This is a genomic window from Limosilactobacillus caccae (genome assembly GCF_900156885.1).
Taxonomy (GTDB): domain Bacteria; phylum Bacillota; class Bacilli; order Lactobacillales; family Lactobacillaceae; genus Limosilactobacillus; species Limosilactobacillus caccae.
This window is the reverse complement of sequence record NZ_FTOY01000011.1, coordinates 899,629-909,365: the sequence shown is the minus strand read 5'-3', so window position 1 is coordinate 909,365 and position 9,737 is coordinate 899,629. Positions and strand designations below refer to the sequence as shown.

The 9,737-nt window shown below is 46.5% G+C and carries 11 protein-coding genes; 8 read left to right on the top strand and 3 right to left on the bottom strand.

Annotated features, from left to right (window positions below):
• Positions 1 to 135 precede the first annotated feature (135 nt).
• Positions 136 to 768, bottom strand: a complete 633-nt coding sequence (locus CZ502_RS10450; RefSeq protein WP_076462321.1) for a DsbA family protein — start codon at positions 766 to 768, stop codon at positions 136 to 138.
• Between the two features lie 163 nt (positions 769 to 931).
• On the opposite strand from CZ502_RS10450, the gene yjbM reads away from it, so the two are divergent.
• From yjbM to CZ502_RS10435, 3 genes are read left to right on the top strand one after another with little or no spacing between them, the layout of a single operon-like run.
• Positions 932 to 1,594: a GTP diphosphokinase gene (gene yjbM, locus CZ502_RS10445; protein WP_076462319.1), complete on the top strand. Its 663-nt coding sequence runs from the start codon at positions 932 to 934 to the stop codon at positions 1,592 to 1,594.
• A 3-nt stretch (positions 1,595 to 1,597) separates the two neighbouring features.
• Positions 1,598 to 2,410: an NAD kinase gene (locus CZ502_RS10440; protein WP_076462317.1), complete on the top strand. Its 813-nt coding sequence runs from the start codon at positions 1,598 to 1,600 to the stop codon at positions 2,408 to 2,410.
• Complete coding sequence (locus tag CZ502_RS10435; RefSeq protein ID WP_076462315.1) at positions 2,410 to 3,300, top strand: RluA family pseudouridine synthase; 891 nt, start codon at positions 2,410 to 2,412, stop codon at positions 3,298 to 3,300. Before CZ502_RS10440 ends, CZ502_RS10435 begins: the two co-directional genes overlap by 1 nt.
• Before the next feature lie 82 nt (positions 3,301 to 3,382).
• On the opposite strand, the gene CZ502_RS10430 is transcribed toward CZ502_RS10435, so the two are convergent.
• The gene (locus CZ502_RS10430) at positions 3,383 to 4,408 is read right to left on the bottom strand and encodes a lactonase family protein (RefSeq protein WP_076462313.1); all 1,026 of its coding nucleotides are present in this window, start codon (positions 4,406 to 4,408) and stop codon (positions 3,383 to 3,385) included.
• Positions 4,409 to 4,517: 109 nt separating this feature from the next.
• On the opposite strand from CZ502_RS10430, the gene CZ502_RS10425 reads away from it, so the two are divergent.
• The 3 genes from CZ502_RS10425 (at position 4,518) to CZ502_RS10415 (ending at position 8,424) form a co-directional block, all read left to right on the top strand.
• A complete protein-coding gene (locus tag CZ502_RS10425; RefSeq protein WP_076462310.1) occupies positions 4,518 to 5,372 on the top strand; it encodes a methyltransferase domain-containing protein in 855 nt (284 codons plus the stop codon).
• A gap of 169 nt (positions 5,373 to 5,541) precedes the next feature.
• Positions 5,542 to 6,051: a tRNA (uridine(34)/cytosine(34)/5-carboxymethylaminomethyluridine(34)-2'-O)-methyltransferase TrmL gene (gene trmL, locus CZ502_RS10420; protein ID WP_076462307.1), complete on the top strand. Its 510-nt coding sequence runs from the start codon at positions 5,542 to 5,544 to the stop codon at positions 6,049 to 6,051.
• A 15-nt stretch (positions 6,052 to 6,066) separates the two neighbouring features.
• Positions 6,067 to 8,424 (top strand): DNA translocase FtsK, encoded by a 2,358-nt coding sequence (locus CZ502_RS10415; protein WP_076462305.1) that lies wholly within the window; start codon positions 6,067 to 6,069, stop codon positions 8,422 to 8,424.
• Positions 8,425 to 8,531: 107 nt separating this feature from the next.
• Here the strand turns inward: CZ502_RS10415 and CZ502_RS10410 are convergent, their stop codons facing one another.
• Positions 8,532 to 8,651: a DUF4044 domain-containing protein gene (locus CZ502_RS10410; protein ID WP_076462302.1), complete on the bottom strand. Its 120-nt coding sequence runs from the start codon at positions 8,649 to 8,651 to the stop codon at positions 8,532 to 8,534.
• Between the two features lie 115 nt (positions 8,652 to 8,766).
• Between CZ502_RS10410 and CZ502_RS10405 the strand changes: the two genes are divergently transcribed.
• Both CZ502_RS10405 and mraZ read left to right on the top strand, forming a co-directional pair.
• Complete coding sequence (locus CZ502_RS10405; RefSeq protein ID WP_076462300.1) at positions 8,767 to 9,129, top strand: hypothetical protein; 363 nt, start codon at positions 8,767 to 8,769, stop codon at positions 9,127 to 9,129.
• 167 nt (positions 9,130 to 9,296) lie between these two features.
• Entirely contained in the window at positions 9,297 to 9,725 is a 429-nt protein-coding gene (gene mraZ / locus CZ502_RS10400; RefSeq protein ID WP_076462298.1) for a division/cell wall cluster transcriptional repressor MraZ, read from the top strand.
• Positions 9,726 to 9,737 lie beyond the last annotated feature (12 nt).

Genomic DNA, 9,737 nt, shown 5'->3' with positions numbered 1-9,737 from the left:
TCGCTTTACCAAATTCATACATTGCCATCAATTGGAAAAACAAAAGAACAGCCCATACCAAAAGTCTGGCACGAGCTGCTTGAAAAGTTATTTAATTTTTTCTATCAGTACTTCTTGACGAAGAGCCCTTACTTATTATTTTTGGATTAACCGTAATTTAGGGGTTTGGTAATGCTTTGCGAGGTCCGTTAGGGTTGTTCCCTTGTCAAATTCGCCATCTTTAAATGCATTGATAAGCGTATCGTAGTCAAAGTTAGGGATCATTAGACCATAGTCGGAATCGTTGGTATTAAAAACAACGGCCGTTGCGGTTTCTGAGACACCAAGTTCATTGGCAATTTTCTGGTCTTGCAAAAAGGCTTCCTTGGTTAGTGAACTTTGCCGGTCCTCAAAGAACATCTCTAAATCGAGATGGGCATCGTTGGCGAGTTCTTTTACCAGGTCTTCATTATAATTGAGATTATGCTTAATCATTGCTGATTGGAGTAGCAGTAGGTAATGGCGGCCCTTCTTTCTTCCCTGGAAAAGGGCGGCCTTGTAGTCGAGAATTACCTGGTTAAGGGTTGTTGAGACTTTTTGCCTTGTTGCAAGGTTGCGCGGGTTTAAGTGGTAGATGTCAATCGTGTTATCAATGGTCCGCATATTAAATAGCGGTACAAATTGATAGTTAATCTTCGTATTTAAATTGCGGTCAATTCTTAAAACATCTTTTTCACAGCGCAAACAACGCATCCCTAATGGATTCACAAACAGGTGAAGTTCGAGCATGAATACCCCTCCGATCGTTAGTATACTCAAAACCCTAATGGTGTGAACATTGTTATTCTTACAAATATCCCCTGATTTGTAAAGAAATTAGTTTCGTAAGCGAGGGCGGTGTTATTTTCCGAAATGTGCTAAAATATACGGAGGTTTGATAGGAGGCTGAATTATGATTGAAGATTGGCAACATTTTCTTTTGCCATATCAACAAGCCGTAAATGAATTAAAGGTCAAGTTACGGGGGATGCGCAAGCAGTTTCAGGACCAAAAACAGCATTCACCGATTGAATTTGTGACTGGGCGGGTAAAGCCAGTTGATAGTATCAAAGAGAAAATGGTTCGACGGCACGTTCAAGAAGACCGGCTAGAGCGGGACATGCAAGATATTGCTGGTTTACGGATAATGTGTCAGTTCGTTGAAGATATTTATAAGGTCGTTGATTTGCTCCGGCAACGCAGCGACATGACAATTCTTGAAGAGCGGGATTATGTTACAAATGTGAAGCCGAGTGGTTATCGCTCATACCACATCGTAATCGAATATCCTGTCCAATTAGTGACGGGGGAAAAACGGATCCTTGCCGAAATTCAGGTGCGGACGTTAGCGATGAATTTCTGGGCAACGATCGAACACTCGCTTAACTACAAGTACCAGGGGGCATTTCCAGAAGAATTGTCGGCACGGTTGCAACGGGCTGCCGCGGCGGCGTTTAAGCTGGACAACGAAATGTCAGAGATTCGCGAAGAAATCAAGGAAGCACAAACATTATTTTCTAACAGGAATTCAAGTGGGCAAGTAAGTGATTCTGCCACGTCAAAGGAGCGCGACTGAGCAATGAAAATTGGAATCTACAATAACGAAACCGCTGAATCACAACGGGTAACCAAATTACTGCGGACGGAGATGGAACGGACTGGCTTGGCGTATACCGACCACGATCCCGATGTGGTGGTGACAATCGGCGGTGATGGTACCCTTTTGTCTGCCTTTCACCACTACCAAAAGCAACTGGATAAAATTCGGTTCGTCGGTATTCACACGGGACACCTTGGTTTTTACACCGACTGGCGGAGTTTTGAAATCGACGACCTTGTTGAGAGCTTACAAGAAGACAGTGGACAATCTGTTTCCTACCCTTTACTTGATATGAAGGCTACTTATTCTGATGGTGAAGTGGAAAGTTTTGTCGCCCTGAACGAGTCGACGATTAAAAATATTACCCGGACAATGGTGTGTGATGTCTTCATCAATAACCACCTGTTTGAAAACTTCCGGGGGGATGGGCTCTGTGTTTCAACGCCAACGGGGTCAACGGCTTATAACAAGTCTGTTGGCGGGGCAATCATGGACCCGAAGTGTATTGGTTTCCAGCTAGCTGAGATGGCCTCGTTAAATAACCGTGTCTTCCGGACACTGGGTTCGCCAATTATTTTTAGTGCTGATAGTAAGCTGATTTTACGATTACGGGAAGAAAATGGGCACGTGTTAACCTGTGACCGTGACCAGTGGGTTCTCAAAAATACCGATGACCGCTACTTAACTGAGCTGGCATATAGTGTTTCAAAGCAACGGATTAACTTTGCTCAGTACCGGCATAATGACTTTTGGAACCGGGTACGGGATTCCTTTATCGGTGGCGTCCGTTAATGGAGTTTAATTGGATATACGATCACCAGACTCCCCGCAAGCTCCGGGCAGCCCTGAAGATGAATGGGGTAACGACCACCCTGTTAAAAGTTGCCATTTACCACGGTGGTAAGATGCAGATCAACGGGGTCGATAAGTGGGCGGTCGACCAGGTGCATTATGGCGACCGGATCACCCTGGTGTTACCAGCGGAAGAAGCTAATCAGGCAGTTGATGTTAGTGATGCCCCGATCAATATCGTCTATGAGGACCGCGACTTTTTGATCATGAATAAGCCAGCAGGGGTGGCGACCGTTCCCGCCCATAATGTGGCGGTTGCTGATAGCCTCGTAAACCGGGTGAAGGGTTACTACCAGCGGCAGCAATATGAAAACCAGGTCACGCATGTTGCGACAAGACTTGATAAGGATACCAGTGGCTTGGTAGTTTTTCCTAAACACCGCTTCGCCCATGCAGTCCTCGATGACCAGCTAAAGAAGCACCTTGTGAAGAAAAATTACCTGGCCCTGGCAACCGGCCGCGTAGCAGCATCGCATGGGTATATTGATGCCCCAATTCAGCGGGACCCAGCGTCCTTTGTGCAACGGATGGTCGGCAAGGATGGTAAGCCTTCGGTGACGGAATACTGGTTACGTGAAGCCAGCAATCAGGCTAGCTTAGTAAAAATCCGGCTGCATACTGGGCGGACCCACCAGATCCGGGTCCACTTTGCCTACCTCAACCACCCCTTAGTCGGTGACGACATGTACGGGGAGGCATCGCCAATTATCAGTCGGCAAGCCCTTCATTGCTATTGGCTACAGTTTTATAGTCCCTTTAAGCAGGAAAATATAACAGTGACGGCACCGTTGCCAACTGATTTTCAAAATGCAGTTGACGAGTTGATGTAGCTGGGATATTGGAATTAAAGAGCAAATTAAAAAGAGCAAAGATTGCTGAAAAAGCATCTTTGCTCTTTTTAATTTGCTTATCCTACCAGTTCATAACACATACTGGTTCAGGGCAAGCAACATCTTTTTGGCGTAAGGTTAGCTTACCACTCTCCGCATCACGTTTATAGAGGGTAAGGTTGTCCGAATTTTGGTTTGAAGCAAGGAGGAAGTGTTCGTCCTTGCTTAGGTTAAAGTCCCGTGGGAAGTCACCTTCCGTTGAAATCGATTGGATGTGTTTAACCGTGAAATCCGGTTGGATGGCGAAGACCGCAATGGTGTTTTCACCCCGGTTTGAGGTGTAGACGAACTTACCATCGTGTGAAATCCGGATGGCAGCAGCACCATTGTGGGCCGTCCAGTCTGCTGGAATGGTCTTGATTGTTTGCAGGTGGGTAAATGAAGCATCCTTCGCGTTGTATTTGAGAACTTCAAGCTTACTGCTTAATTCACCAAGCAGGTAGGCGTACTTTCCATTAGGGTGGAAGGCGATGTGGCGGGTACCAAAGCCGTCTTCACACTTGTAACGGGAGACTGCCGTGAGCTTTCCGTCCGCAGAAACATCGTAAACGACAACGAGGTCCATTCCTAAGTCACAAACAACTAGGCGCTTGTCCGGTGTCAAGTCCGCGTAGTGAACATGCGGAGCTTCTTGCTCTGGTTGCGGGCCAGTAGCTCCTTCATGAAGGACTGAATCTGTCTGGGTCAACTGGCCGTCGGGACTGATTTTAAAGACGTCTACCTTCGCAGTATGGTAGTTTGCGCTAAATAATAGCTGGCGTTCTTCATCGAGGCCAACATAAGCTGGTGGAGCACCAGCAGCCAAAACTTCACTAAGCATTTTCGCGTTGTCATCGGCTAGTGAGTAGGACGCAACTCCTCCCTGGTCGTCGACTTGCTTGACGGCATATACCCGACCGTCGTTGCCAACTTGCAGGTAAGCCGGCTTTTGGGAAGGAATGGCTAGTTTAACATCGGTTAATTTTCCAGCGACCGGATCAAGGGTAACTGCATACATCCCCTTGCTGGTCTTTTTAGTATAGGTTCCAATTAAAAATCGTTCACTCAAGATGATTTTCCTCCTTTGAAAATACTACCTATATAATAGCAATTTGCCCATGGTAATTCTAGCTATGATACACTGTTATTAGTAATTTTCAGTACGAGGAGGAGTTAAGGTGAAAAAAGTAGAACGGCAGCGGCGGTTTGTTCAACAGCATATTGCCTTATTTCGGTGTCCAGTTTGTCGCCAGCCAATGGCAGCGGTTGTTGAGAACAGCTTAACCTGCGTGAATGGACACCAGTTTGACTTTAATAAGCATGGCTACCTGCACTTTCTTAACGGGGCAGCGAATACGGAGTACGGGCGGTCGATGTTTGAATCGCGGCGGCAGTTGTTAACCGCTGGCTTGTTTAAACCAATCGTTAGCGCAGTTAACCAGTTATTACCAGCGCGAGAGTTAAATATTTTGGATGTCGGAACCGGTGAGGGGACCCCATTGGCCCAGCTAGCCCAGCTGCGCGAAAATCCAGGTGACACGATGGTTGGTTTTGATATCTCCAAGCCGGGAGTGACGTTAGCAACCCAACTGCCGGTGACCGCGTTTTTCTGCGTGGCAGACCTGCGGCAGCTCCCTTTTGCTGACCACTGTTTTGACCTCTTGTTAGAACTTTTTTCGCCATCAGATTACCAGGAATTTAACCGGGTGTTGGCAGATGATGGGATGTTAGTAAAGGTTATCCCCAACGCAAACTACCTGGTTGAGCTCCGCCACCTCCTTTACGGGGAGGGGGATCGCAATTATCATTATGATAATACAGCCGTTGTTGACCTTTTTCGTGAGCACTATCCAAATAGTCAAGTGAAGCGGGTACAATACCAATTCAACTTGCCAGCGGGGATGCAAGAAGCGCTACTGGAGATGACGCCCCTTCACTGGGGAAAGAACGCTAAACAGTTGACAGACCAAGAGTTAGCTGCCTTAACGGCAGTGACGGTTGACGTCAGTTTGTTGATTGCCCGAAAAAAATGATTGCACAAAAGACAAAATGGTGCTAAAGTACTATAAGAAATCGTTTGGTAGTTAACATCGAAGACAAAGCTTCGTTGGTGGCTACTAAGGAGTACTTCATTAAAGCAGCGTTTCGCCGTGCCCACACCGAGACCCTGCTTTTTTTATTTACTTAAGGAGATTATTAATAATGACAAATCACATTGTCCTTTTTGAACCACTGTTCCCGGCTAACACCGGTAACATTGCCCGGACCTGTGCGGGGACAAACACCGAGCTGCACTTGATCAAGCCGCTTGGTTTTTCAACTGATGATAAGCATATGAAGCGCGCTGGCCTTGACTACTGGGATAAGGTCAAGATTACCTACCACGATGACCTTCCTTCGTTTATGGCGACGCTTCCTGACATTAACCGCTTATTTATCGTTTCTAAATTTGCCACTCATGACTATACTGATGTGGATTACACCGGTGAGGGTGACCACTACTTCCTCTTTGGGAAGGAGACGACCGGCCTGCCAGAACGGTTTATGCAGAAGTATCCGGAAAACGCAATTCGGATTCCGCAAAATGATGATAATATCCGTGCACTAAATCTTTCAAATAGCGCGGCAATTGTAATTTACGAAGCACTGCGCCAGCAAAGTTTCCCTAATTTAGCGCGGGTTCATCGCTACCAATTTGATAAGCTTAAGTAGGGAGGCAGGATAGTAATGGCGAGAAGAAAAAAGTCATCATCCCGCCGTCAGAAGAGTCCAGCAAGGTCAAAAAAGCAACAGTACCGGCTGATTGATAACCTAATGGGGATCATCATCTGTTTATTGATGCTGGTGGGGATCTTTAGTCTCGGTGCCTTAGGGACGTTCTTGGACAACTGTTTTAAAATTTTTGTCGGGAAAACGTACCCCCTTGCAATGGTCATTGTGTTCTTATATGGCTTGTGTTTTGCCCTTTACAGCCACTGGCCACACTTTAAGAAACGGTGGGTTGCCGGGACAGTAATCTTTTACCTTGGCTTACTGATGTGGCTTCACACAGTGATGTTTCAGCAGCTCAACCTCCACACCAATATTCCGACCGCAACCTGGAACAACCTAAGCAAGGTGCTCTTTAATGGTGACTCCACTGTTGAAATTGGTGGGGGGATGATTGGGGCCTACTTGTATAGCGGGAGTAATGTCCTAATTTCGGAAGTTGGGACGGCGATCCTTTCCTGGCTATTGATGATTGTGGGCGTGATCGTTTTCTTAGCCTTACCGTGGCGCACTTTCCTGGTAAAACTAGGAATTGGCATCAAAAAGTCCGGCCAGGCCGTGGCGGATGCCCACCAGCAACTTGTTGAAAAGCGGGCTGATGAAGTTGACGTCAGCACTCCTAAAAAACCATCAATTAAAGAACCCCTTGCCAGAGCAAGTCGGCAGGTAAAGGATTTCTTGATTGATAGTGAGCCAGTTGGTCATGAAACGCCGGCAAGCTCAACGGGTGAGGAGGCACCAGTACCGGCTGCTGAGCCGACGATCAGGGTGGCTAGCGACAGTCAACTACATGACCAAAACCAGTCAGCAGCTACACCGGTGACCGAAGATGAACCTGTCAAGGACAACGATAGTGACATTGCCCTTGCAGGGGTTGACGCCAAGGAAGATGACGATTATCAGCTGCCGCCGGTCACTTTACTGAGCCAGGTCAAAGCGACTGACCAGCAAAAGGATCTTCATAACATTAAAAAGAACACGCAGACTTTACAAAAGACACTAAAGTCATTTGGGGTTGACGCAACCGTTGAAAATGTTAACTTGGGACCGTCAGTGACGAAGTATGAACTCCGCCCCGCAGTCGGGGTCAAGGTAAGCCGGATTACCCACTTAGCTGATGACCTTGCCCTAGCGCTGGCCGCCAAGGATATTCGGATTGAGGCACCGATTCCGGGAAAGTCATTGATTGGGATCGAAGTTCCTAACCAGCAGATTGCCACGGTTGGGTTTCGGGACATGATTGAAAATGCCCCGAGTGACGATAAGCCAATGGATGTTCCACTAGGGCGGAGCGTTACTGGGGATGTCAAGATGGCTGATTTGACGAAGATGCCGCACTTGTTAATTGCCGGAGCGACTGGTAGTGGGAAGTCGGTGGCGATCAATGTGATCATTACCAGCATCCTGCTAAAGGCCAAGCCCCACCAAGTTAAGATGCTGATGATTGACCCGAAAAAGGTCGAACTAAGTGTCTATAACGGGATTCCCCATCTGCTCAGTCCGGTCGTTTCTGAGCCGAAAAAGGCTGCCCGGGCATTGGGGAAGGTGGTTGCAGAAATGGAACGCCGCTATGAACTCTTTGCTAAGTTTGGCGTTCGTAACCTTAAGGGCTACAACGAGTTAGTCCAAAAGCAAAATGATGCCCACCCTGATGAGCCACAGCCGTCGTTGCCATTAGTGTTGGTAATCGTGGATGAATTGGCTGATTTGATGATGACCGTTTCCCATGATGTTGAAGATGCAATTGTCCGGATTGCCCAGATGGGGCGGGCAGCAGGAATTCATATGATCTTAGCAACCCAGCGGCCATCAGTTGATGTTATTACCGGTTTGATCAAGGCAAACGTGCCATCGCGAATCGCCTTTGCGGTTTCCAGTGGGATTGATTCGCGGACGATTATTGATACTAACGGGGCGGAAAAGCTTCTTGGTCGTGGTGATATGTTATTTGAGCCAATTGACCAGAACAAGCCTGTCCGGATTCAGGGCGCCTTTATTTCCGACCAGGATGTGGAGGCGGTTGTTGACTTCATTAAAAATGAACGACCAGCAGAGTATGATGATAAGATGGTGGTAACGGACCATGAAATTCAACAAGAAGAGCAAGCGGAGGAAGAGGATGAACTGTTCCCCGAAGCACTTGACTTTGTCGTTGACCAGCAAAAAGCATCGACCTCGCTGATCCAGCGCCGCTTTAGGATCGGTTATAACCGGGCTGCCCGGATTATTGATGATTTGGAGCAGCGCGGTTTTATCGGCCCGGCAAACGGCTCTAAACCCCGGGAAGTTTACAAGAAGAAGGAAGCAGAAGAATAGAAAAGCCCCAAGAGGTTAGCGTAACCATCAACTTATCATGAGTTGACGTTTGTTATTGCCTAACCAATCGGGGCTTTTTAATTATGTGATTATTATTGTGGGCTGTCTTAAATTAAGTTTAATGATGCAACCGCGCCAAAGATTAATGAGCCAAGCATAGCAATAAGCATTAGCCAAATTGCAACCATCGTAATCCTTTGAAAACGGGTTTTCTTCTTTCGTTGCATGATTAACCGTCCTTCCTATTTCAATAATAGTAGTGTAACTCATTTCCGATTGTTTTTTCAAATTTATATGGGTAAACTAGGAATAGTGTTTTGCGTAGAAAGGAATTGAAAAAACTTGTCAATTGATTATCGGCTTGTCATTTTAGAAATTATCTTTTTAATAATCGCGGGGGTGGCGGAGCGTTTATTACTACGGATCTTTCGGCCAACAAGAAAACGCAGTCAGCGACACCTCTGGTGGGGGTGGACGCTGACCTTATGGGTAATGATCGTGATTAATCTCGGCTACTATTGGCCCGCCTACCCACTTGCTTTGTGGATGATCTTGGCATTATTGTTAATCTTCATTCAAGTTGTTCATAACCATGAGTTTATCTACCGACGTTACTGGCCAGTCTTTTGGCGTTATTCCGCATACTATGCTTTGCTGGTATATGTTGGTGGGCTCGTGGCTGTTAACTGGTTACCATTAATTTAATAATTAAATCAACGCGACGGTGAGGACAATTAGTTCTAATCGTCGCGTTATTTTTGGTTAGTAGGAGATTATCTATTAGTTTTTAATAAAATTCACAAATTAACGTGGTGAGAAGTGGGGGATTGTGGTAGACTTGACCTATAAAGTGGTAAAGGGGTGTCTGTGGCGTGTTAATGGGTGAATTTACACACACGATTGATGCCAAGGGGCGCCTGATCATTCCCGCTAAATTTCGTGAACAATTAGGTGAACACTTTATTGTTACGCGCGGGCTTGACGGGTGCCTTTTTGGCTACCCATTAGACGAGTGGACCCTATTAGAAAAGAAATTAAAAGCTTTACCACTGACAAAGCGCGACGCTCGTGCGTTTGTGCGATTTTTGTATTCAGCAGCAACCGATTGCGAGATCGATAAGCAGGGCCGGATAAATATTCCAGTGACCCTACGGACGCATGCCGCCCTCACTAAGAAGTGTGTGATCGTGGGCGTGTCCAACCGGCTCGAAATTTGGAGCGATGAACGCTGGACTAAGTTTACGAATGATACGGCTGATAATTTTGACGAGATTGCCGAAGATTTGAATATTGACTTTTAATGGAGGTTTTGG

Excerpts from the sequence above, each read along its gene's own strand:
- CZ502_RS10450 (WP_076462321.1), bottom strand. The coding sequence starts at position 768 with ATGCTCGAACTTCACCTGTTTGTGAATCCATTAGGGATGCGTTGTTTG.
- yjbM (WP_076462319.1), top strand. The coding sequence starts at position 932 with ATGATTGAAGATTGGCAACATTTTCTTTTGCCATATCAACAAGCCGTA.
- CZ502_RS10440 (WP_076462317.1), top strand. The coding sequence starts at position 1,598 with ATGAAAATTGGAATCTACAATAACGAAACCGCTGAATCACAACGGGTA.
- CZ502_RS10435 (WP_076462315.1), top strand. The coding sequence starts at position 2,410 with ATGGAGTTTAATTGGATATACGATCACCAGACTCCCCGCAAGCTCCGG.
- trmL (WP_076462307.1), top strand. The coding sequence starts at position 5,542 with ATGACAAATCACATTGTCCTTTTTGAACCACTGTTCCCGGCTAACACC.
- CZ502_RS10415 (WP_076462305.1), top strand. The coding sequence starts at position 6,067 with ATGGCGAGAAGAAAAAAGTCATCATCCCGCCGTCAGAAGAGTCCAGCA.
- CZ502_RS10410 (WP_076462302.1), bottom strand. The coding sequence starts at position 8,651 with ATGCAACGAAAGAAGAAAACCCGTTTTCAAAGGATTACGATGGTTGCA.